This window comes from Caldithrix abyssi DSM 13497 (assembly GCF_001886815.1).
GTDB lineage: Bacteria > Calditrichota > Calditrichia > Calditrichales > Calditrichaceae > Caldithrix > Caldithrix abyssi.
This window is the reverse complement of sequence record NZ_CP018099.1, coordinates 2,007,851-2,031,602: the sequence shown is the minus strand read 5'-3', so window position 1 is coordinate 2,031,602 and position 23,752 is coordinate 2,007,851. Positions and strand designations below refer to the sequence as shown.

Here is a 23,752-nt window from a genome sequence, read left to right as displayed (position 1 = left end):
CCTTCTTGCAATTAATCTTCTAATGTTTTTTCAATGGCTTCCACGACTTCCTGGGTAACCAGAGGCAAACCGCGCACTCTATTGAATCCTTTGGCGTCAACCAGATATCTTTCGCGGATAACTTTAACCATCTGTCCCAGGTTAATTTCCGGAATCAGAATCTTTTTAAAGTTATGGATGTAGTTATCCAGCATTTTCGGGAACGGATAGATCCATCGTAAATGGATCCAGGATACTTTTTTGCCTTTTTTTCTGATTTCTTCCAGCGCCGTAAAAACCGTGCCGAAGGTGCTTCCCCAACTAATCACCAGAAGTTCGCCTTCTGGATCGCCGTCAATTTTCGGCTGTTCAATATACTCACCAATGCGTTCGACCTTTTCGGCTCGCAAGCGCACCATGTGATCATGATTATCCGGATCGTAGGCTACATTACCTGTTTCATCTTTTTCCAGGCCGCCGATGTGATGTTCAAAGCCAGCCATGCCAGGAACGGCAATCATGCGCGCCAGGGTTTTCGGATCGCGTTTGTAGGGCAGAAAGTTTTTAGGATCGGTGGCGTAATGTATTTTTATTTCCGGTATGGTTTGAGGATCGCGGATCAGCCAGGGCTCTGAGCCATTGGCAATGTAGCCATCCATCAACAAAAATACCGGCGTAGAAAACATCAATGCAATGCGCGAAGCCTCAAGCGCGGCATCGAAGCAATCTGCCGGGCTTTTAGCGGCAATGATCGGGATGGGCGCTTCGCCATTGCGGCCGTAAAGCGCCTGCAATAAATCGGCCTGCTCGGTTTTGGTGGGCAGCCCCGTACTGGGGCCGCCGCGTTGAACGTTAACCACAACAAGCGGCAGCTCGGCCATCACGGCAAATCCTAAAAACTCGGTTTTAAGCGCCACGCCAGGGCCGCTGGTGGTGGTAATGCCCAGCGCGCCGGCGTAAGAGGCGCCCAACGCCGAACCAATTCCGGCAATTTCATCTTCTGCCTGAAAGGTTTTAACATCGTAATTGCGATATTTTGCCAGCTCATGTAAAATTTCGCTGGCCGGGGTAATGGGATAGCTGCCCAGGAACAACTCTTTATTCGCTTTTTTAGCCGCGGCAATAAAACCAAGCGCAACGGCTTCGTTGCCGGTCATATTGCGATATTTACCGGGTTTCTTTTTAGCTTTTTCCACACGATAACTGGTCTGGAAAAGTTCGGTGGAAAGCGCGTAATTGTAGCCGGCATTAAGGGCGCGGATATTGGCTTCTACAATTTCCGGTTTGTTCTTAAACTTTTGCTTAATCCAGTTGATGGTCGGTTCCAGCGGATGACTGAATAGCCAGAAAGTCATGCCCAGTGCGAAAAAGTTTTTAGAACGATCTTTTTCTTTTACTGAAAGTTTTAAACCTTCTAATGCCTTGCGCGTTAATGTGGTAATCTGCACAGGGAAAACCTGATAACCGGCCAGCGAACCATCTTCCAGAGGATTGGTCTCATAGCCGGCCAGGGTCAAATTGCGTCCCTGAAAGGCATCGGAATTAATAATTAAGATACCGCCACGGCGTACCAGCTTTAAGTTTACTTTTAAGGCGGCCGGATTCATCGCCACTAAAACATCGGGCTGATCGCCCGGGGTATGGATTTCTGTGCTTCCGATCTGAATTTGAAAACCGGAAACACCAAAAAGCGTGCCGGCCGGCGCCCGAATTTCAGCCGGATAATCCGGCAATGTCACCAGTTCATGTCCTTCTTGTGCTGTCGTGCTCGTAAACTGCATTCCCGTCAACTGCATTCCGTCTCCGGAATCGCCGGCAAAACGGATGGTAACGCGCTCCAATACTTTGGATTCTTTTTTGTCCATTTGTAGAAAACCCCTGTTTCTTTTATAAAACCTTGATTAGTTTTTAGTTATTACCTCTAATTCAAACTTAATTAACTTTTAATAACTCCATTGCTTAAGAGAGCAAATTTAACAGTTTTATTCAATGAAACCAAAATAAAATGAACGCTTTTTCGCCCGTCGCTTCTAATTATTTTTATCACAAAGAAAACCGTTCTTTCTGAGCCATTTCACGGCTCAGAAAGAACGGTTTTTTAAGGGGCAAACATTTCTCAAAGGCGGCGCGTCTGCAGCTTAAAATTTACCGCAAAGAACGTAAGGACGGGATTAGAGACGGTTAACCTTTTTTTGATAAAAAGTACCTTCACGAGTGGTGTAAAACCGAAAGTGATACCGAGGTTGTGTGAATGGGTTGGCCCGGGGCGCTGCCCCGGGCCGTTGTCTCCGCTGTAAACCGGGGGCGCTCTGTCAGAGCGCCCCCCCCGCTGCTCTCCGAAGAATCCACCCTCTCTTTTCACGCCCAATTGCAAACGCCTATTGAAACCTTTGGCATTTATGATTAGTTTGACAGATGAACTTACACAAAAGCCGGTAATTGCCTATGCCAGATTGGATTAAAAAAGCAGTTCTCATTCTTTTTCTGATTCAAGCTGCAACTCTGCAAGCGCAGGGCTACTATTTCGGGCGCAATAAAGTGCAGTACACGCATTTTAACTGGCAGGTCATGAAAACAGAGCATTTTGATATCTTCTACTATCCGGAAATGCAGAAAATGGCTGAAAAAGGTGCGTATTTTGCCGAAGAGAGTTATCGGTTTCTCGAACAAAAGTTCAATTACTCGGTAACCTACCGCATTCCATTGATCTTTTACAGTACACACTTACATTTTCAGCAAACCAATGTTACGCCGGGGTTCATTCCGGAAAACGTGGGCGGATTTTTTGAATTTATCAAAGGGCGGGTGGTCATCCCCGGTAACGGCGATTTAAACGAATTCAGACACGTCATTCGCCATGAGCTGGTGCACGTGTTTATGCACATGAAAATTGTCAATGTGCTGCAGCGCTACGACAAGCTGGACGGCGCCTATCCGCCGCTCTGGTTTATCGAAGGGCTGGCCGAATTCTGGTCCACCACCTGGGACGCACAGGCCGAGATGGTGCTGCGCGATGCGGTGATCAACAATTACGTGGTTGGCCTGAGCGAAATGTACCGCATTAACGGCACCTTTACCATGTATAAAGTGGGGCAGGATGTACTTGGTTACATTGCACGTAACTACGGAGAAGACAAACTGTTAAGGCTCCTGGAATGCGTCTGGAAGCACTCCTATTTTGAACAATGTTTCAAAGAAGTTTTAGGGATGGACTACCGCGAATTCGACCACCATTACCTTTACCATTTAAAAAAACGCTACTACCCCCTTTTAAAAGACAACGATCTATCGGAACAGGTCAGCCAGACTCTGGTGCGCCAGGGCTACAACTTTAAGCCGACCTATTTCGAACTGGAAGGTCAACCGTACATCGCCTTTGTGGGAAACCGCACCGGTTATTCAAGCATTTACATGCGTCCCTTAAAGCCTCTTAAATTCAGAGATAAGGAAAAAGATGTGCAACTACTCATCAAGGGCGAGGCCTCTTCGGATTTTGAAGCGTTTCACATCTTCGATTCGCGCATCAGCGTCAATAAAAACGGCATTCTGGCCTTCAGTTCTAAAAGCGGAGAAAACGACGTTTTATACCTCTATTCCATTGCGCAGCGCAAAGTCATCAGTCGCCATTCTTTCCCAAAGCTGGTAGGCATATACTCCCCCACCTGGTCGCCGGACGGGAAAAAAATTGTTTTCAGCGGTTTGAGCTTTTCCGGCCAGAAGGATCTGTATTTATTTGAACCAGAGGGACAAAAACTCTGGCAGCTTACCGACGATTTTTACAACGACGAAGATCCGAGCTGGTCGCCGGACGGCCGGTTCATTGCCTTTTCGTCCGATCGCACGCCCTACGGTCAACAGGGCGCTGCCAATATTTTTTTATTGAACATCGAAAACGGCGAACTTCGCTACCTCACCTTCGGCGCGCAGGAAGACCGCGGCCCGGCTTTTTCCGCCGACGGACGGTTCCTGGCCTTTACTTCCGATCGCAAAGGCTCGTACAATATTTATGTGTTAAAGAACCCCATCGAATCGGCCTTCTCCAATCAACCGGCTCAGTTTTTTAAAATGACTTCCTACCTGGGCGCCACTTTTGATCCATGCTGGACGCCGGACAATAGTTTAATTTACGGCGCCTTTGAAAAAGGCTATTTCCAGATCCGCTTTGAGCCGGACTTTTTAAAACGGCTGCAAAAAGCCGAACGCATTGTGCAACCGATTCTGGTAGAAGACACCAGAGCGTGGGATTTCCCGGCCATTAAATCAAGCGAAATCATGGAACGCAAACCGTACGTGCGTAAATACGAGCTGGATTTTGCCCAGACCCAGGTTTCGCAGGATCCCATCTGGGGCACCACCGGCGGCGCGCAACTGGCCTTTACCGACGTGTTAGGCAATGACCAGTATTACCTTTTGATCTACAACAACGCCCGCGTTGCCAGCGATTTCTGGAAAAGTTTTAACGTGGCCGTTACTAAAATTTCGCTGGAACACCGCATTAATTGGGGCGTTAGTTTGTACCGCTTTGCCGGCTACTACTTTTATCCGGCGGACGCCTATTTTTATGAAGAACGACTGGGCGCCATGGCCACCTTTAGCTACCCATTTTCGCAGTTTTCGCGCGTCTCCTTCACGCAAAATCTGGCCTATTCCGACAAAGACTGGTTTTTTAATAAACGACGTCAGGCCTATCTTTCCAGCAATTACATCTCCTTTGTGCATGATAACTCCATCTGGGCTTCAAGCGGGCCCATTGACGGACAGCGCATCAATATCACCTTTGGCAACACCTATGATCTGCGCTATTCCAACGTGAACTATTTAACCGGTTTAATCGATTTGCGCAAATACTTTCGTCTGGGTCTGCGCAGCGCTTATGCCGTGCGCTTTCTTTCGCTGTTTAACGAAGGTCGCGAAACTCTGCAATACTATTTTGGCGGAAGCTGGGATCTAAGGCTCTACCGCCGCTGGTCGTTGCACGGCAGAAGAGTATTGCTCATCTCGCAGGAACTCCGCTTTCCTTTAATTGATCAAATCGGCATTCGGTTTCCGGTGGCGTCCATGCGCTTTTCAGGTATTCGCGGAGCGCTGTTCCTGGATGCCGGCAATGCCTGGAACGACAAATGGCCTGGCTTTTTAGGAAGTTTTGGCTTTGGAATCCGATTTAACTTAGGCAACATGCTGGTTTTGCGTCTGGATATGGGACGCAAAACCGATTTTAAATCGATTGGTAAAACAACCATTACACAATTCTTTTTTGGATGGGATTTTTAATGAATATGCGGCGCATCATTGTAATCGTTTTGTTGATCTTGTTCGTGATAGGATGCCAGAACCCAGGCGTTAAAGTAAGCTCCTTAAACGAGCTGCCTCAAACCCTGCACGAAGGTTGGAATACGCCGCGCTGGTATTTACACAACAGCGAGTTAGATACGCCCTTAACCGTAGTCAAAGAAAAAAACATCAACGGCCTTGCCACGCCCGCCATTTTAAATCCAGGTGCGCGATTCATTTTAACCACTTACAACGGATTTTTGCTGTCAACGGATTTGCAGCTTAAAGACATTGGACGCAAGCGTTTTTCTCGCGGGCTTTCGGCAGCGCCCTGTTTTGCGCGACCGCTGGCCTACATCGCTTCCGAAAAAGGCGCTTACGGGCTGACGGCCTACGACCTCATTCGCCAAAAAGTGCAGTGGCAGTTAAAAGGTTATTTTTCGAAAAGCAGTCCGCTGGTTTTTCAGGAAGTGCTTATTCATGCAACCATTAAAGGCCAGGTACTGGCGCTCAACCGCTTAACCGGCCAAAAAATCTGGGCCTACTCTTTTCCGCAAAAATTGTTGCAAAACCTGGCCATGACGGAACGCACCATCGTGGTTTGTTCCGGAGACGGTTTGCTGGCAGCCGTCAATTTGGACGACGGCCGCGAAAAGTTTATGATTGAACTGCCGCAGCACGTGTACACCGCGCCTTTGATCCTGAACGGCCATGTTTTTATTGCTGACCTGAGCGGAAACATTTTGAAGATCGCTTTAGAATCCGGTGAAATCATCGCTGATAAAGCGCTGGAAACACCGTTTTATCAGCCGCTTTCCACCGACGGGCAAACCCTGTACATCATGGGCAGTAATGGACGCCTTTTTGCTCTGAGCCAGGACTTGCAATTGAAGTGGTCGCTTGCTCTTAAAGGAGCGCCTTCCATGCCGATCATCGTTACAGCCCGGCGCCTGATCGTTGCCACGCATCAAAAGCAGTTTTACCTGATCAATCGCCAGACGCGAAACATCGATCAGCAATTCACCTTTAAACGTCGAGTTGTAAGTTGCACCCCTGCGCCAGGCGGCCAGTTACTCATCGCAATGGAGTATGATCGCCTGGCCCGATTGTCCTTAAAACAGGAGAAACGCTAATGCGACATTGGAAGTTTACCGCCCTTTTGCTGTTGTTATTCCTGCCATCTTTAAGCTTTTCCCAAAAGATTGAACAGGCTGAGAGGTTGGCTGCCGATTCCCTGATAAAAATAATGGTCAGTCCGGATAGCGTTTCCCTGCCCGATACCGTTAAAATGATGAATGGAAATCGATTAAAATTACGCTTCATATTAAAAAACGACCACCGCTGGAACAACTGGGCGGTGGACACCACTTTGTCTGGTTTAAGTGATTCGTTGTTGACCCGCTTTAAATGGAGCCGGAAGCCTTTTAAACTGACATTTAATGAGATATCCTTAAAAAACAAAGATGCAGCAGACAAAACACGAATCAAAAAATATCTGCAGCCCGGACTGGCCGCTTTAGCCCTGACCTGCAATTGGGGCTCCTTTTATCTGAAGCGCGTGGCCGACGATTATTACGATCAATATCGTTACACATCGGATTTGCAGAAGATGAATCATTATTACGATCGGACGCGCCAGTTTGACCGACTTTCCAATGCGCTTTTAACGGTTTCGGTGGTAGCTCTCTCGGTTTATTTGTATTTGATACTACAATAGTATTGTAGTAAATTAACACAATTACAAAAACCAATAAAAGAATATTACTTATGATAACAAAAATTGATGTAAAAAATTTTAAAAGCTTCGATCATCTAAATATTGAACTTTCTAATTTTAATGTTGTAATTGGACCGAATGCTTCGGGTAAATCAAATTTTGTGCAAATTTTTAGATTTTTAAAAGATATTGAACAATCAGGCTTAGAAAATGCTGTATCTTTGCAGGGAGGCGTTGAATATTTACGGAACATGAAGCTCAACAATAACCAGAATTTTTCTTTATCTATTGAAGCAGATGATATATTTGGCCTCGTCCGACCATACCGTAATAAATACTTCGGGATAAAAATTACAAAAACAAAATATGAATTTGAGCTAACATTTTTCAAGAGAAAAAAGAACTTTAAAATTAGTAAAGACCAATTGAACCTATCCTGTGAATTTAAAATTCTGACTAAAGAAAAAAATCAATTGAAAGAACTTGAAAATTTAGGCGAGGGGTCGATAGACTTAATCCGCAAAAATAGTCAAATAAAAATCAGGTTAAATAAACCGCTTGCCTTCCCATTTTCTGAAGAAGAAATTTTTCCTTCTTTTTTATGGGAGAAATTTAATGTTATTAACAACTTATTAATAGAAAATCCTTTTTTTACATTTCCCGCTATAAACGAGATTTTCTCTGACATACATATTTATGATTTCGATCCCAGGCTACCTAAAAGAGCAACGCCCATTAGCGGCAAGGTTGAACTGGAAGAAGATGGCAGTAATATGGCCCTTATTTTAAAAAATATTCTAAGCGATCAGGATAAAAAGAGAAAACTCTTTAATTTAATGCAGGAAGTTTTGCCCTATATTCATAATTTAAATGTTGAAAAATTTGCAGATAAATCTCTTTTATTTAAGGTGCAAGAAGAATTTATTGAAAATCAATATATTCCTGCTTCAGCCATTTCCGATGGTACGATTAATTTAACAGCCATAATTCTGGCCCTATTTTTCGAGAAAAATAAATTGATCATTATTGAAGAGCCGGAAAGGAATATTCATCCTTTCCTGATCGGAAAACTGATCGGTCTAATGAAAGATGCTGCGCGTAATAAACAAATTATTTTGACAACGCACAATGCTGAATTTGTTAAACACACTGAGTTAGAGAATTTATTTCTTTGTAAAAGAGATTCTAAGGGGTTTTCGAAAATAATCAAACCTGCTGATAATAAAGAGATAAAATCATTTTTAAATAATGAGATCGGTGTAGAAGATCTTTTTGTTCAGGATTTATTAGATATTTAAAATAATGGCCGCTTATCGAAGACTTTTTATTTGGGTTGAAGGTACGGATGATAAAAGATTTGTTGATTATATTATTAAGCCCTTGCTACAAGAGCTGTATGATTTTATAGAAGTAAGGGAATATGCCCGTTTAAAAGATTCTAAATTACAAAATTTTGTAAAAAGCATTAAAGCCATGGGAGCCGATTACTGGCTATTAGCCGATATTAATACAGCGCCCTGTATTGATGCTCGAAAAAGGAAAATTATTGATAAATTTAAAGCCGTAGATCCTGCTTGTATAATTGTTGTTATTAAAGAAATTGAAAGCTGGTATCTGGCAGGGATTGACAACAAGGCAGCCCAGAGTTTAAAAATTAAATCATTTAGAAACACCGATGAACTTGATAAGGAAAAATTTTTAGCTTTAATACCGGCTAATTTTGATTCAAAAGTCGATTTTTTGAATGAACTATTAAAACATTTTTCTTTAGAAGCTAGAGTTCTGCAAAATGCACATACATGTCATTTCGAATTCCGATTTATCGGGATGAGAAATCTTCTAACTTCAACAAAAACAAAAGATTTCTCGTCGCTCCGCTCCTCGAAATGACACTAAAATTTACATTTTGCAGAACTCTATTTAGAAGCAGGAATGGAGAAAAATCAATCATTTAAATATTTTATTGATAGATTAAAAAATTAAGCATCGTTTAATTTTAATTAGCTTAACAAATTCGGGAAAAACACCATGAGCAAAAAACTTTTTTTGATTGACGGTTCGGCCATGTATTACCGCAGCTACTTTGCCTTCAGTCGAAATCCGTTGATTAACTCCAAAGGCGAGAACACCTCCGCCACTTTTGGCTTTTTAAACTCCCTACTCAAAATCATAGACCGGGAACATCCGGAATACCTGGCCATTGTGTTTGACACCAAAGAGCCGACTTTTCGCCATAAAATTTATGAAGAATACAAGGCCACCAGAGAAAAAATGCCCGATGAGATGGCGGCCCAGTTTCCGAGACTGGTGGAAACATTAAAAGCCGCCAATTTTGCGTTATTGGAAAAAGACGGCTACGAAGCCGACGACATCATCGGTACGCTGGCCACTCGCTTTGCCAGCGACGAGGTTGACGTTTACATTGTCTCCGGCGATAAGGACATGGCGCAACTGGTAAACGGACACGTTTTTTTATACAACCTTAAAAAGCAGGATGAGCCGGAAATCCTGGATCGGCAAAAAATTGTGGAAAAATATGGCGTGCAGCCCGAGCAAATTATTGACTGGCTGGCCCTCATGGGCGATAAATCCGATAATATTCCCGGCGTGCCCAAAGTGGGCGAGGTAACGGCCGCCAAATTATTACAGCAGTTCGGATCCATTGATAACCTTTACAAAAACATCGACGCCATCTCCAGAGAGGCGTTGAAAAAAAACTTATTGGCAGCCAGAGATCAGGTGCAAATCGCACGCCGTCTGACGACCATCGACACCAACGTTCCTATTGATGTTAAACTGGAAGATTTGAAATTCCGCATGTGGGATATGGAAACGGTTGGGCCCATATTGCAGGAGCTGGAATTCAGAGGCCTGGCCAACCGCATGAAGGCCATGAGCCTGGGTCAGGAAGAGGCCATGGAATTGCGCAAATTCAACTCTAAAGATGTCCGGTATCAGTTGATTGAAAGCGAAGAGGAATTTGACCGGCTGTTAGATACGCTCAAAGAACAGAAAGAATTTGTCTTTGATCTAGAAACCAGTTCGCTGGATTTTCTGGAGGCCGAAATCGCCGGCATCTCTTTTTGCTGGGATGCAGGTCAGGCCTCGTACATTGCCCTGGGCCATGAACCGCGAGGGCTGGATCGCAATAAAACGCTGGAAAAACTGCGTGGAGTGTTTGCCGATCCACAAATTCGAAAAATCGGACAGAACATAAAATACGACGCCATGATCATGGAGCAACACGGCGTTCCGGTTAAAAATCTCTATTTTGACACCATGATCGCTTCGTACCTGATTAATCCTACCGGCCAACACAATCTGGATTATCTGGCCGAGCACTATTTAAACTACAAAATGATTCCCATTGAAGACCTGATCGGTAAAAAGGGCCGCAATCAAAAAAAAATGACCGACCTGGCCGCCGGTCTGGTTTATCAATATGCCTGCGAAGATGCCGACATCACCTATCGCATTTACCAAATTTTAAAGAAAGACCTTAAAAAGCATGGCATGGAGTCTTTGTTTTATGAGCTGGAAATGCCCATAGTCCATGTTCTGATGCAAATGGAAATGCATGGCGTTAAAGTCGATCGGAAATTGCTCGAAGAACTGAGCGATCAACTGGGCCGCAAAATAAAAGCCATCGAACAAAAGGTTTATCAGGCTGCCGGCGAAGAATTTAATCTCAACTCTCCCCAGCAGCTGGGCGTGATTCTTTTTGACAGGCTTGAAATCCATAAAGAGCTGGGTATGCGCAAACCTTCCAAAACCAAAACAGGACAGTACTCCACCTCTGAAAAAACACTGGAACGCTACGCGTCCCATCCGCTGGTGGCCGACATCATGGAATATCGCAAACTAATCAAACTCAAAAGCACCTATCTGGATGCCCTGCCCCAGTTGATCAATCCCCGAACGGGCAAAATTCACACTTCTTACAATCAGACAGTTACGGCCACCGGCCGTCTTTCTTCCAGCAACCCCAATCTGCAGAACATTCCCATCCGCACCGACCTGGGCCGTGAAATCCGCCGCGCCTTCATTCCTTCAAAGGACGATTATCTGATTCTCAGCGCCGATTACTCTCAGATCGAGTTGCGCATCATGGCCCATCTTTCCGGCGATGAAACCATGATTTCCAATTTCAAGAAAAACTTAGACATCCATGCAGCAACCGCCGCTTTGATTTTTGGTATTTCGGTGGAAGAGGTGACAGCCGATCATCGGCGTAAGGCCAAAGAGATCAACTTTGGCATCATTTACGGCATGAGTGAATATGGTCTGGCCAATCGCTTAAATATCTCTACCGATGAAGCCAAAGAGTTTATCGCCGATTATTTTGCCACCTATCCTAAAATCGGCGAATTTATGCAGCGCATGATTGAAGAGGCGCGCGAAAAAGGGTACGTGGAAACCATGCTCGGTCGGCGGCGCTATTTACCGGAAATCCGCAATCCCAACCGCCAGATTCGGGAATTTGCTGAACGTACGGCCATTAATACGCCCATCCAGGGCTCGGCAGCCGACCTGATCAAAAAGGCGATGATTACCATCCAAACTTTTATTGAGAATGTAGGTTTTCCGGCGCAAATGTTGCTACAGGTACATGACGAACTGGTGTTTGAAGTCCAGAAAAAGCGCTCTGATGAATTTGCGAAAAAGGTAAAAGAAATCATGGAAGGCGCCATGGAGCTGCGTGTGCCTTTGGTGGTGGAATGCGGTGTGGGCCCAAACTGGCTTGAGGCGCATTAGGTGGGGGGGAAGAGTTGAATGGTTGATTGTTCCAAAGCTCTATCACTCCAAATTCTCGCCCTGGCGAGGGGAAAACTGTAAAGCTTGATAGTAAGTGGGATGAAGGTCGATCACGGGAATCGTTTATCAGGAAGTAAAAAAATGATAAAAAAACCAAAAATTGCCCTGGTGCTGGGCAGCGGGGCTGCACGCGGCCTGGCACACATCGGTGTCTTAAAAGTTTTAGAGCAAGAAGGTATCCCCATCGACCTGATTGTTGGTTGCAGTATGGGCGCCATGGTGGGCGGCGCATTTGCCGCCGGCCTCAGCAGCCAGCAAATTGAAGAAATCGCCTGCGAGACCAACTGGAGGCGCGTGGTTCAAATTCTCTTTCCGCGTCGCTTCAGACGCGACGGTTTACTGGACGGCCAGCGCGTGGAAGAATTTTTAATTTCCCTTTTGGGCGAGGAAGCCATCGAAGATTTGCCCAGACAATTCGCCTGTGTAGCCACCGATATTCGGCAGGGCGAAGAGATTATATTAAACTCCGGGTCGCTGGTTAATGCCATTCGCGCCAGCATCTCCTTCCCCTTTCTCTTTCAACCCGTGCACCTGAACGGAAATTATCTTGTGGACGGCGGCGTGGTTAATCCCGTTCCTGTCAGCGTGGCCAGACAGATGGGGGCCGAACTGGTTATAGCCGTTAATGTCACGCCTTCTGTAAAAAATCGGAGCCGTGTGCTCAGTTCCGGTAAATTAATAACCAATCAAAAGCTTAAAGCGGCCCATAGCGCTTCCTCTTTTTTACAGCGCTTATTCGGCAATTTTATGGAAAAACTACCCGCCCCTAATTTACCCGTTCGCAAAAAAAACACCGAAGCCAAAATGGGCATCCAGCAGCAAATGGCTCATGTGGCCATGACCATGGAAAATATGATCCTGATGTTGCGTCTTCAGGACTCACCTCCGGATATTCTGGTTACGCCTGACATCAGCGCGTTTCAATTTTTCGATTTTAATAAAGCGCGTGAAATCATTGCCATAGGCCAGCAGGCCATGGAAGAAAAAATAGAGCTCATTATTTCAAGATTAACGCAGTAAAGACTTATTGGCTATTACTTGCACATAATGTGTGTTGTACTCTTGATTTTTGTTTATTTTTTCTTAAAATATGCTTTGTTATGTTTTTTATTTAATCCCGGATGTCAATGATTTTTTTAACTAAAAGGGCTAAAGTTAATCCATCTTTTTAATAGATTACAGGGATGTTAAATCAGATGACTCAAGCAAAAATACCCGAACGTTTTAAAAACATTTACAGAATAATTTACCTCGTCTTTTTTTTTATTGCCCTGGTAATAACCGCATTAATCGTTTACTGGCAAAAAGGGGGCATTAAACCAAACCGGCTGTATTTGGTTGACCATATATCATTCTCCTCTCAGAATAATTCTAAAGATTACTACCACGATTTTGATCATGATGGCTTCAGCGAAAAGATTAGTTTTGAATATGGGCGAGATACAAGAGAAATAGAAATGCGATTTTTCGCCGAAGAGAAAAAGGCAACCGGCCAGTGGAATTTCTCCGGAAAATGGTTAGTAGGGGCCGTTTATTTTGCCGATTACGACGGCGACGCCTATGATGAAACCTATTTTTTTACAAAGGCCAATGATTCATTGTTTTTATATTCCATTGACCCCAGAAAACGCAACCAATTTTTATTATATCGGCAATTCTTAGCTACTGCGCCCAGGCCCAATCCGCATCCACGGAAAATCTGGGATTTACGTAAACCGGAAATGGTCTTTTTTGATGCTGATAACGACGGCTATCAGGAGTGTTTTATCAATCTGGTTGCTTATTATAGCTTACAACCTCGCGCTTTGATTCGTTTTGATATTGACCAGCGGAAAATCACCGCCCGTACTCCAGATAGCGGAGCCTATATCGTCGGCCCTACGGTAGTCGATCTTGATGGGGATGGTATCCCCGAAATTTTAATGAAAAAATGTATCGCCTTCGAAACCTATCGCTCCCCTTTCCCTTACAAAGACAATAATGCCTACCTGATGGTTTTTGACAAAGACTTGAATTTTTTCTTTGAGCCCAAGGTTTTTCCCTACTATTCAAGCAGAATTAAAAATATTCCTTATTCAATAAATAATCGAGCATTCATTGTTACTTCCTATTCCTATAATGGCCATTTAAATATCAACCCTAAAATCTTTCTTTATAACAGACAGGGGCAAAAATTAAGAGAAAAAAAATTACCGATTGATGAGAGAATCTATCCCTTTATAATCACCAGGAACAACCATGAACAACTTTATTTATTATCCCAGACAAGCGGCAACATACTTAAACCTAACTTCAATTTAGATATCGTCGAAACCATTAAACCAGAATCCCCGATCAGTGACATCTCCCGCATGATAGACCTGGACGGCGACTTTAAAGAAGAAATCTTTTGTCGTACAAAAAAAGGAAGATACGCGATACTCTCTCATGATTTTAAATACATGTACACGCTGCCCCCTTTGGGATTGCAAAACATGACCATTAATTTTGTAGGACGCGGGAAAGCGGGCCACGAAATTCTTATAAAAAAGAGAAACGAGCTTTATCGCTTTAAGTTTGCAAGCAATCCCCTGTATGGATGGCGATATCTTTTGTTTATCATTCTGGATATTTTTATTTATTTCGTTTTACTGGCCATCTTTCTGGCAGGACAAAAAGCGTCTTCTATTTTACTGGTACACAAAAATTTATTCCAGTTTACTCAAAATGGATTGTGCATCATTAACCACCGTGCCAAAATAACCTATGTTAATGGCAATTTTGAGCGTCATCTGTACTTATCCAAACATATCGACAAAAACGCGCCGCTGTTTGAGTCGTTAGAAGAACGACCGATAGTCATCGAATTTGCGAAAACCTTAATGGCTCAGAGAATTTTTCAGGAAAAAGAAATCAACCTTCGCACCAACCAGGGGGTTACGCCCATTCTTCTTCGCGGTTCTGTAATAAAAGGCGTTCTCAAAATACCCGCCGGATTTTTAATCGAAACCGTTTTGCAAAGCAGTAAGGTTACCAATCAAAAGCTGGAAATCTGGACGAATACCGTACAAAAAATGGCTCACGACATTAAAACACCGCTAACAACCGTGCAATTGCTCACCCAGGGTTTACGCCTGCGTTTAAAAGAATACGGAATCCCGGACCAGACTCCGATTGAAAAAGATTTTAGCACCATTGAACAGGAATTGTCCCGCATCCGCGAGATGACACGCCATTTTTTGCGTTTTACCAATTTAGGCAAGCCCAATCTACAATGGACCTCCCTTCAGGAAATCGCCAACCGTCTGCTCGAGAAATTCGCCGTGTACCTGAAAGATGGTTTACAAATAAAACTGGAACTGGATAAAAAATACGATCGTTGCCTGGTAGATCCTGCTCTACTCGAAATGGTATTTCAGATCATCATCGAAAATTCTATTGACGCCATGGCCAGCAAGGGAGTTATCCTTATATCGTCCACGGTAATTGAAAAAATCGAAGAAAATTTTAAACGCTATCTCGAAATTGAAATCGTCGACAACGGCCCCGGTATTGATCCTTCCGTTATTAACCAGGTATTCGATCCCTTTTTTACCACCAAAGAAAACGGAACGGGCATGGGCCTGACCCTGGCAAAAAAGATTATCGACGACCATGAGGGAAAAATTGACATCTGGTCGGTGCCTGGTAAATCAACGCATGTAAAGATTCTATTGCCCTATAAAGAAGAATTTGAAGAGGACCAGACCGCCGATCGTTAAATGCTTTTTGTTCTTATTTTACAGAAAAAAATCACTCCCTCCGCCGGGTACATTCTTAATTGATGATTGAGCGCACATTGAAACCTCAGAGATGCATAGTTTTGGAATACTTCATTTGCAAGGTTTATTATTGGTGCAAGCCAAATTTTTGTGCTGCCAAAATGGTTGATTAGTTGAATGGTTGAATGGTCGCCGGTCTGTTATTCTGAACGGAGCGCCAGCTTCAGTCTCGAGAAATCGGGACGGAGTGATGAATCTATACCGTTGAATGGTTAAATAGAAATTAGCCGGCGTTGGCGCCCAGCACACCGTCGGAGAAAATTATCACCAGCAAATCTTCCCCCTATCCCAGAGGATAAAGGGTGAGGGCAATTGAAACTATTTCTATTTTTAAACATTCCTTGTGCCCTTTGCGACTTCTCTGCGCTCTTTATGGCTGCAGAAAATAATTTGTTTAATCTTTTTCTGCGATTATTGACGTAATCTTGCGAGAAAATTACTTTGCGCGCGTTGCGGTTGATTTTGCTTGCGGCTCTGCTGCCTTGGAATAGAACTTTGATTCTCAGATTCCCGTTCCCCTTCCCATGCTGAAAAAATCATAATGCCTAATTCTTGCCACAGGAATCCTGCTCCTATTTCGTGCACAGCCTTCCGAGCCGCATGATAATTCTAAATTTTAAATTCGTAATTCATAATTCGTAATTCATAATTCGTAATTCGTAATTATAAATCCTCCCCTTCAACCTCGCTTTAATTTTAAAGTCCCAGGCGTACATCGATTTTGGCCTTGGTTACCGACAATATTTCCGAAGTGCGCACACGTTCCAATTTTAAAAACAGCTCGTAAGTAGCGTTGGTTTTAAACAAATGACCAATTACGATTAAATCCGCCCCGATCAACTCGCCAACTTTGGCCGCATCCTCTTCGCTAACCAGACCGGAAAGCTGCAATTTTAATTCTTCGGCAATGGTTTGCAGGTCTTTTCGTTCCACCAGCTCAAACTGTTTTTTCTTTTGAGCGGCCAGAATCATCTGCTCGGTAAAATATTCAGCAGTGGCTGCCAGCGCCGGATATTTACTTGATACCGGCAAAATAGCCAGCTTTGTCTTTTGCGCAATCGGCATGGTTGAATAATCGATCAGTTCATCCAATGCCTGATCAAAAAGCTTATTGAGCGTTGCCTCGCGCGTTTCATCATCTATTTTGACCGCTTCAAAATACGGTTCGCTTTCCGCTATGGGCTGATCGCTCTGATAGAGTAATTCCTGTTTGGTAAAACGGATGATGATCGCCTCCAGCTTATCGGTCTGAAAGTTGGCCCCGGTATGGTGGCTTACGCTGCCCGGTCGTCCTCCCTCGCTTTCGCCCTTTTCACCATAGGTTAAAAAGATGTACTTGCCGTAGGTAAACTGGGCAATCTGCCGTAAAACGTATTCGCCGTTAATATCCAATCCGCCGGTGCCCACCGAAAAGAATTTGATTCCCCTTTGTTTGGCTTCTTTACAGGCATCGATGTAGGTATATTCCTGATCGTAGTCGAGATGAGGCGGCGCATCGGTAATAATATAGGCCAGCCGAATGGCGTCCTGCCGCCAGTCCAGTTGTTTAAGCGCGGTATGCAGGGCAGACTGCAAATCCTCAGGATAGTCGCCGCCGCCGTCTGCTTCGATCGTATTCAACACGCTCTGAAAATAGTCCAGTGAGCGAGAAAAAGGCACAAAACGCGTTACGTATTCATCGCCCCGGTCGCGGTAGAGTACCAGCGCAAAGCGAATATCCGGCCGCGGTTTTAGCTGAATTAAGTTGGCATTAATGATTTCGATGGTATTTTTCAGCCGCTCGATCTCTTCCCCCATGCTGCCCGTCGTATCCAGAATGAACACAAGATCAAGCGGAATTTGCTGGTAGGCGCCGCGGGCAATCGGTAGCTGAACGGGCACAATGCGCGGTCCGTTGCGATCTATTTTGATGGTCTTAACTGTCCTTTTAAATTGGACGTTAACCTCAAATTGATCGCCGTTCATGCCATCCACCAGCGGATAAACAAAAAATGAACCGTCGGCATAGGTTTTTCCTCTTTCCAGCAACAAGCCATTTTCAAAGACTTCCACCAGCGCATTGTTGAGCGGCTTGCCCTGCGCATCCTGCACCTTTAACCAGATTCTTTCTCTGACCGGCAAGGGATAATGCTCCGCTTTATTCTCGAAACGTTCTAAAAAATTTAAAAAGTAGTTGAACTGTTTGTTGTCATCGGCAAAGCCCGCTTTTAAGCCGGATTGCTGTGCCCTGGCAGCGCCTGCCGGCGCACCCGTCATTTCCACAGCCTCGCTTTCGTACATTCTTTCAGATTCCGCCTTCTTCGGTATCGGCATTTCTTTCATTGTCTTTTTCGGTTTCCGTGGCGTGGTTAAATAATGATAGTCGCCGGGTTTCATGGTCGATTTTTTTAATTGGATTTTCAGCTCTATCACGGCAGATTCCGCCAGCTTTACGCGTACCTTTCCATGCCCCACTTTTTCTTTAAAGGCAATTAAGGTGTAATCGCCGGCCAGCACTTCCCTGAAATAAAACGCTCCCTGTTCGTCGCTCATGGTCTGCTGGCCAAGTTCTTTTATCAGCACCACCGCGCCGGAAACCGCTTTATCTTTTGTGTCCACAACTTTCCCTTTTATCTGGCCGCCGTCAACCGACTGAAAAAACAATAAAAAGGTAAATAGAGTAAACAAGGTCGGATGTTTCATGATATTTCCCTTTCGATTACGAGGACAATCTAAAAATACAAAGCGACCGCATTGAATGCAATGCCATTTTAAAGAACTAAACGCACCAATGGGCACAACATTTGGCAAGTTTTACAAAATATAAATCCACCACAAAAAGGCGAATTTTTTACAATGCCGGTAAGAAAATACAAAAAATTATATGGATTTTTGGAGCTATTAGGTTTATCTCCCACCAGGGCGAGAGATAAATGACATATTACCTTAGAGCGAATTCAGAATAACAAATCAGAAATAGTGGTAGGTCGTCGCCTGCCCTGCCGCCTGACCATTTTCACTCACTGCTTTCATTCTCCAAAATCAGGGTTTTCCTTTTTGGGTTTTATTTTGCTCATGGCCCGTTCGCTGAGGGCGGTAATGGTTAGCGACGGGTTCACTCCCGGATTGGCCGAAATCATCGAACCGTCGCAAATGTACATGTTACGATAGCCAAACACGCGGTTGTCGCGGTCAATAACGCCCTCCTGATCGTTTTCTCCCATGACGGCCCCGCCTAATATGTGGGCGGTGGTCGGAATGCCAAACAGACTTTCAGTGAGCAGCGTGGTGGGCGTACCCCCGGCAATTTTAGCATATTCACGCGCCAGGGTTTGAGCTTCCGGAATAAACGCGGTGGGCGCCGTTCCCTGATCCAGCGTACTCTTCATTCCCAAAAGTGCGGGGCTAAAACGCAATGTGGTGTTAATGGTCTGCATAAAGAGTAAAATCTGCGTGCGTTTGGCCCAGTCATCCACAAAATAGGTCTTTAAAAAACGTAGGGGATGACGAAATATCTCCCGCAACACTTTAAAAAGTCGATCTGCAAAGTTTGAGCCGCTGATCATTGGCGACATTAAAACGCGCCAGAAGCCCGAACCAGCCGGATAACGCACCGGCTCCAGATGGCTGTAACGATCCGTATGCAGGATGGAACCGATGGCTATGCCATCCGAAAAAACGGTGTTTTTGTCGGTTGTTGTAATTCCGATCAGGCTTTCGGAATTGGTGCGCACGCCCCAACCTACTTTAGATGATAAATTGGGCAGCGAGCGTTTTTTTAACTTGAGCAAAAGAGGAACCGTCCCCAAAACGCCGCCGGCAAACACCAGGCCCTGGCAGGTAAACGATCCGCGGCGTTTAAAATAACGCGTTGATTGCCGCCAGTACACACGATAACCGTCTTCTCCATATTTCCCGCCCAGCGGTTTAATATCGTAAACTTCCGATTCGGCTTGAACAACCGCGCCTTTTTTCTCCGCAAAATAGAGATAGTTTTTGTCCAGCGTATTTTTAGCGTTGTAGCGGCATCCAATCATACAAGCGCCGCAAAATCGACATCCAGAACGAGGCGGTCCTTCTCCGTTAAAATAAGGGTCTTCCACCTCTTTTTCGGGTTCTCCGAAAAAAACCGCCACCTCGGTGGTCTCGAACTGATCGGCTTTGCCCAGCCTTTCGGCCAGTTCTTTTAATGCCAGGTCGCCCGTCTCCAGACGCGGATTTTTGGCCGTGCCCAACATCCTGCGCGCCCGGTCATAAAACGGCATTAGCTCTTTTTTCCAGTCGGCCAGATGCGACCAGGTAGGCGCGGTAAAAAATTCTTCCTTGGGAACGGGCAGGGTGTTGGCGTAAACCAGCGATCCGCCGCCCACGCCCACGCCAGAGAGCACCGCCACATGACGAAAAAAAGACAGCCGAAAAAATCCAAAAAATTTGAGGGTGGGCAACCAGAACCAGCGTTTTAAATTCCAGTTGGTCTTCGGAAAATCCTCCGCTGTCAAGCGTTTCCCTTTTTCCAGAACCAGAACCGAATAGCCTTTTTCAACCAGACGCAAAGCCGAAACCGAACCGCCAAAGCCCGAACCAATAACAATAAAATCAAAGTCCTTTTTCATTTGCGATCTCTTCGTTAAATAAATGCCGCTAAAAATCAGTTATTCCTTAAAGCGCAGGCGATCAATAGAAATTCACCGCGCCTGACTCTTTAAATTCAGGTAAAATATTTAATAATCCAGCCAATCAACTTCCTTTTCAAATCGGAGTATGGCGGATAGAGCCACTTTAAAGGGCTGACCGCTCCCTGGCGCAACATGGCCCGTTCGTAAGAAAACGCCCGGAAGCCGTAAAAGCCATGAGCGTTGCCCTGACCGCTCTGCCCCACTCCGCCAAACGGTAAATTTGGATGGATGTAATGGAGCATGGCGTCGTTAATGCAAACGGCGCCGGAATCGGTTGCCTGGATGATGCGTTCGATGAATGATCGATTGTGGGAAAAGATGTACAATCCCAGTGGTTTATCGATCTGGTTGATCAAATTGAGCGCTTCATCCACGCTTTCAAAAGAGATCAGCGGCAAAATAGGACCGAAGATTTCTTCCTTCATTAAGGCGCCATCCGGCGTTTCCAGACGAATTAACGTGGGCGAAATGAAGCGTTCGCTGGCGTCAGACTCGCCGCCCAAAAGCAGTTCTCCCGTTCCTTCGACGCTGGTCTGAATCATGTGCGTCAGCCGCTGGTGGTGCGTGTCGTTAATTACCCGCGCATAAACATTTTGCTGCCTGGCATCCGCGCCAAACATGCTAATTATCTCATTTTTAAGCAGCCCTTCGAATTGTTCTCTAATCTGGCGGTGCACCAGCACATAATCGGGTGCGATGCAGGTCTGCCCGCTATTGATGTACTTGCCAAAGGCAATTTTTTTAGCGGCGTCTTTCAAATTGGCCGTTTGATCCACAATAACCGGCGACTTGCCGCCCAGTTCAAGCGTAACGCTGCTCAGATGCTCGGCCGCCGCCCGCATGACCAGCTTTCCTGTTCGCGTGCTTCCCGTAAAAAAGATGTGGTCAAAAGGCTTTTTCAGCAGGGCCTCTGCCACCCGATGGTCGCCCAAAAAGAGGGCCACTTCTTGCGGAGGAAAGAGCTCTTCCACCATTTTCTTCAGCAGCTGCGCCACATGGGGCACAAACTCCGACGGTTTCAAAATCACGCAGTTTCCGGCTGCCAGAGCGGAAATCAACGGCGCCACCGTTAAATGAAAGGGAAAATTCCAGGGCGAAATAATCAACACCACCCCGCGCGCTTTGTATTGAATCCAGGCTTTGGCAGTTAAAACCGGCAGCGTACGTTTCACCTTTACGGGCTTCATCCAGCTTTTTAAATGGCGTAGGGCGTGTCGAATTTCAGAAAGCGTGATAAAAATTTCCGTCAAATCCACCTCTTCGGGCGGCTTTTTAAAATCGGCGTAAAGAGCCTGGCGAATTTCCGCCTGATGATCGACAACCCAGCGCTCTACTTTCTTCAGTCGTCGTTTACGCGCCTTCCAATCGCTGGCGCACATCTCCGCTCGGTTTTGCTGCTGCAGGGCAAATACTCGGTCAATGGCTTGCTGCAGTTCCGCTTGTAATTCCGACATAAAAGACATCCTCTGTAAATAATTACCGTTTAACCATCGTCAAATTTCCAGCGGCTCGCGATGTTCCAGCCAGTTTTGCGGCAGGCGGCCGCAGCGCAGGGCTGCGATGCCTCCCACGATGGCGCATGTGGTGTCCATATCGCCGCGGCCGGCCACGCATTTCCAGAGCGCGGTTTCAAAATGATGGCCAAAATGGGCGACACACCAAACGCAAAAGGGAACCGTATCCTGAGCGGAAACACGGCGGCCCGTTCCCAGCGTTTGCACGGCGTTATCAAAATCTTCAGCCTCCATGCGCGTTGCTAAAATGAGTTTATCGCGCACCACGCTCTCCGGCGTCCATTCTGCCACAACGGCGATAAAATCGCTACCCGTCAATTTCGCCTTTCTGCCTGCAAGACCGGCGGCCACAGCCACGGCAATGGCGCCGGCCTGTCCTTCGGGATGCGCATGGGTAACCATGGCCGATTTGCGCGCCTCATTGATCAGCCGCTGGAAATCATCTTTAAAAAAGGCGCCAAGCGGGGCGACGCGCATGGCTGCGCCGTTGCCATAGGAACCGCCTTTAAATAATGCAGGCGCCAGCTTCCGCCAGTCGCCGCCTTCGGCAACGGCCCGTAAAAGACGGGCGGCGCCCCAGCCGTAACCGCGCCAGGGCTGTTGAGAATAACGAAAGGCAAATTTTTTTGCCAGCATGTCGGGATCGATGGTCCCCTCTTCTTTTAACATCTCCACAATGGATAAGGCCATGTGCGTATCGTCGCTCCACTTCCACTGGCCCGGGGGCAACGCCTGCGCATGAAAATATTTGGCGTTGGCCCTGTTAAAAAATTGCTCGCCAAAGGCATCGCCCAGGGCCAGGCCTTCCAGACTGAGGAACATGAGACGAATCGAATGGGGCATGATTTTCACCCGCCTTACAGAGCCGTACTCAACGTTTATTCTTTGTTTATAAAAATGTAACCATATTCAATTAAAATCAAGAGGCGCGCTTTTTTATGAGAAAAATTACTGAACGGGGGAGTTCGTTTCACCATGGGGATAACACTACAATACATCATGGTTTGCAACGGTCCCGCTATTTTTTGAGGCCCGACCGTATTGTTTGCTGTATTTGCCGGCGCCTCGCGCTGTTTAAACCAAAATGACCTGCAGCCCCAGTTTTTCCAGCTTTTCCCGTTCTTGCGGCGGGATATTTTGGTCGGTAATTACCGCGTTAATCTTTTCCATAGGCGCAATAAAGGCAAAACTTCGTTTGTTGAATTTACTGGAATCGGTAACCACATACACCTCGCGCGAGATGCTGATCATGATTCGGTTCAGGTAAGCTTCTTCCACGTTGGGCGTGGAAATGCCAAACTGGGCGTCGATGCCATCCACGCCCAGAAACAACTTATCGCAATAGTAGTTCTTAATGGCGCTTTCGGCCATGGGCCCCACCAGGGAAAGCGCATTTTTCCGCAAAATGCCGCCGGGAACCAGCACGCGGATATTGGTGTAATCAGCCAGTAGATGGGCGATGTTCAGGGCATTGGTGATCACCGTTAGCTCTTTAAAATGCCCCAGATTTTTGGCAATTTCCTGTGTGGTGGTACCGGAGTCAAGAATAATAGTGTCGCCTTCCTGAATCAATTCGGCGGCCTTACGCCCGATGGCCTGCTTTTCTTTAAAGTGTTTTTGCGCCTTTTCGGTAATCTTAAAATCGACGGCCACGCGCTGGGGACGAATGGCGCCGCCGCGCGTGCGGATTAACAGATTCTTCTTTTCCAGATGAGACAGATCATTGCGAATGGTTACCGAACTAACTCTGAAGGCCTTGCTCAAAGAGGAAACCTGCACCTGTCCCTCCCGTTCAATGAGCTCTAAGATTCTGGCCCGACGCTGAACCGTCATTTCCCGATCATGTTCTTCTACAGCCATTACTTTCAAAACCTTTCATTACTCTTTCCAAACTAACTTAAAAAATAATGCAGCGCCTGTCAATCACCGCCCATGCCTTTAATTTACAACAAATTAATAGACAGATGAAAAAAAATTCAAAAGCTTTCATATTTTTTTTGA

At 45.6% G+C, this 23,752-nt stretch carries 14 protein-coding genes; 8 read left to right on the top strand and 6 right to left on the bottom strand.

Features of this window, described 5'->3' with window-relative positions:
* Positions 1-11: 11 nt before the first annotated feature.
* Positions 12-1,844, bottom strand: coding sequence for a 2-oxoacid:acceptor oxidoreductase subunit alpha (locus Cabys_RS07940; RefSeq protein WP_006929799.1), 1,833 nt, complete (start codon positions 1,842-1,844; stop codon positions 12-14).
* Between the two features lie 580 nt (positions 1,845-2,424).
* Here Cabys_RS07940 and Cabys_RS07935 point away from each other — a divergent pair.
* The 8 genes from Cabys_RS07935 to Cabys_RS07900 all read left to right on the top strand — a co-directional run bounded on the left by Cabys_RS07935 (position 2,425) and on the right by Cabys_RS07900 (position 15,522).
* The gene (locus Cabys_RS07935) at positions 2,425-5,250 is read left to right on the top strand and encodes a PD40 domain-containing protein (protein WP_006929797.1); all 2,826 of its coding nucleotides are present in this window, start codon (positions 2,425-2,427) and stop codon (positions 5,248-5,250) included.
* A complete protein-coding gene (locus Cabys_RS07930) occupies positions 5,238-6,383 on the top strand; it encodes an outer membrane protein assembly factor BamB family protein (RefSeq protein ID WP_081475091.1) in 1,146 nt (381 codons plus the stop codon). Before Cabys_RS07935 ends, Cabys_RS07930 begins: the two co-directional genes overlap by 13 nt.
* The gene (locus Cabys_RS07925; protein WP_006929795.1) at positions 6,383-6,967 is read left to right on the top strand and encodes a hypothetical protein; all 585 of its coding nucleotides are present in this window, start codon (positions 6,383-6,385) and stop codon (positions 6,965-6,967) included. The genes Cabys_RS07930 and Cabys_RS07925 overlap by 1 nt, the downstream gene beginning before the upstream one ends.
* A gap of 50 nt (positions 6,968-7,017) precedes the next feature.
* Entirely contained in the window at positions 7,018-8,265 is a 1,248-nt protein-coding gene (locus tag Cabys_RS07920) for an AAA family ATPase (protein WP_006929794.1), read from the top strand.
* A 4-nt stretch (positions 8,266-8,269) separates the two neighbouring features.
* A complete protein-coding gene (locus Cabys_RS07915; protein WP_006929793.1) occupies positions 8,270-8,857 on the top strand; it encodes a hypothetical protein in 588 nt (195 codons plus the stop codon).
* A gap of 138 nt (positions 8,858-8,995) precedes the next feature.
* Positions 8,996-11,722 (top strand): DNA polymerase I, encoded by a 2,727-nt coding sequence (gene polA / locus Cabys_RS07910; RefSeq protein WP_006929792.1) that lies wholly within the window; start codon positions 8,996-8,998, stop codon positions 11,720-11,722.
* A gap of 141 nt (positions 11,723-11,863) precedes the next feature.
* Positions 11,864-12,802 carry a patatin-like phospholipase family protein gene (locus Cabys_RS07905; protein ID WP_006929791.1) on the top strand — a complete coding sequence of 313 codons (939 nt, stop codon included), beginning with the start codon at positions 11,864-11,866 and terminating at the stop codon, positions 12,800-12,802.
* 176 nt (positions 12,803-12,978) lie between these two features.
* Complete coding sequence (locus Cabys_RS07900; RefSeq protein WP_006929790.1) at positions 12,979-15,522, top strand: ATP-binding protein; 2,544 nt, start codon at positions 12,979-12,981, stop codon at positions 15,520-15,522.
* 756 nt (positions 15,523-16,278) lie between these two features.
* Here Cabys_RS07900 and Cabys_RS07895 read toward each other — a convergent pair.
* The 5 genes from Cabys_RS07895 to agaR all read right to left on the bottom strand — a co-directional run bounded on the left by Cabys_RS07895 (position 16,279) and on the right by agaR (position 23,611).
* The gene (locus Cabys_RS07895) at positions 16,279-18,264 is read right to left on the bottom strand and encodes a carboxypeptidase regulatory-like domain-containing protein (RefSeq protein ID WP_006929789.1); all 1,986 of its coding nucleotides are present in this window, start codon (positions 18,262-18,264) and stop codon (positions 16,279-16,281) included.
* Between the two features lie 326 nt (positions 18,265-18,590).
* The gene (locus Cabys_RS07890) at positions 18,591-20,174 is read right to left on the bottom strand and encodes a GMC oxidoreductase (RefSeq protein ID WP_006929788.1); all 1,584 of its coding nucleotides are present in this window, start codon (positions 20,172-20,174) and stop codon (positions 18,591-18,593) included.
* A gap of 95 nt (positions 20,175-20,269) precedes the next feature.
* Positions 20,270-21,691, bottom strand: coding sequence for an aldehyde dehydrogenase family protein (locus tag Cabys_RS07885; RefSeq protein ID WP_006929787.1), 1,422 nt, complete (start codon positions 21,689-21,691; stop codon positions 20,270-20,272).
* Positions 21,692-21,730: 39 nt separating this feature from the next.
* The gene (locus Cabys_RS07880) at positions 21,731-22,594 is read right to left on the bottom strand and encodes an ADP-ribosylglycohydrolase family protein (RefSeq protein WP_006929786.1); all 864 of its coding nucleotides are present in this window, start codon (positions 22,592-22,594) and stop codon (positions 21,731-21,733) included.
* A 231-nt stretch (positions 22,595-22,825) separates the two neighbouring features.
* Positions 22,826-23,611, bottom strand: coding sequence for a transcriptional repressor AgaR (gene agaR, locus Cabys_RS07875; RefSeq protein WP_006929785.1), 786 nt, complete (start codon positions 23,609-23,611; stop codon positions 22,826-22,828).
* Positions 23,612-23,752: the final 141 nt, after the last annotated feature.

Excerpts from the sequence above, each read along its gene's own strand:
- Cabys_RS07915 (WP_006929793.1), top strand. The coding sequence starts at position 8,270 with ATGGCCGCTTATCGAAGACTTTTTATTTGGGTTGAAGGTACGGATGAT.
- agaR (WP_006929785.1), bottom strand. The coding sequence starts at position 23,611 with ATGGCTGTAGAAGAACATGATCGGGAAATGACGGTTCAGCGTCGGGCC.
- Cabys_RS07890 (WP_006929788.1), bottom strand. The coding sequence starts at position 20,174 with ATGAAAAAGGACTTTGATTTTATTGTTATTGGTTCGGGCTTTGGCGGT.
- Cabys_RS07935 (WP_006929797.1), top strand. The coding sequence starts at position 2,425 with ATGCCAGATTGGATTAAAAAAGCAGTTCTCATTCTTTTTCTGATTCAA.
- Cabys_RS07880 (WP_006929786.1), bottom strand. The coding sequence starts at position 22,594 with ATGCCCCATTCGATTCGTCTCATGTTCCTCAGTCTGGAAGGCCTGGCC.
- Cabys_RS07885 (WP_006929787.1), bottom strand. The coding sequence starts at position 21,691 with ATGTCGGAATTACAAGCGGAACTGCAGCAAGCCATTGACCGAGTATTT.
- polA (WP_006929792.1), top strand. The coding sequence starts at position 8,996 with ATGAGCAAAAAACTTTTTTTGATTGACGGTTCGGCCATGTATTACCGC.
- Cabys_RS07900 (WP_006929790.1), top strand. The coding sequence starts at position 12,979 with ATGACTCAAGCAAAAATACCCGAACGTTTTAAAAACATTTACAGAATA.
- Cabys_RS07930 (WP_081475091.1), top strand. The coding sequence starts at position 5,238 with ATGGGATTTTTAATGAATATGCGGCGCATCATTGTAATCGTTTTGTTG.
- Cabys_RS07895 (WP_006929789.1), bottom strand. The coding sequence starts at position 18,264 with ATGAAACATCCGACCTTGTTTACTCTATTTACCTTTTTATTGTTTTTT.
- Cabys_RS07920 (WP_006929794.1), top strand. The coding sequence starts at position 7,018 with ATGATAACAAAAATTGATGTAAAAAATTTTAAAAGCTTCGATCATCTA.
- Cabys_RS07940 (WP_006929799.1), bottom strand. The coding sequence starts at position 1,844 with ATGGACAAAAAAGAATCCAAAGTATTGGAGCGCGTTACCATCCGTTTT.
- Cabys_RS07905 (WP_006929791.1), top strand. The coding sequence starts at position 11,864 with ATGATAAAAAAACCAAAAATTGCCCTGGTGCTGGGCAGCGGGGCTGCA.
- Cabys_RS07925 (WP_006929795.1), top strand. The coding sequence starts at position 6,383 with ATGCGACATTGGAAGTTTACCGCCCTTTTGCTGTTGTTATTCCTGCCA.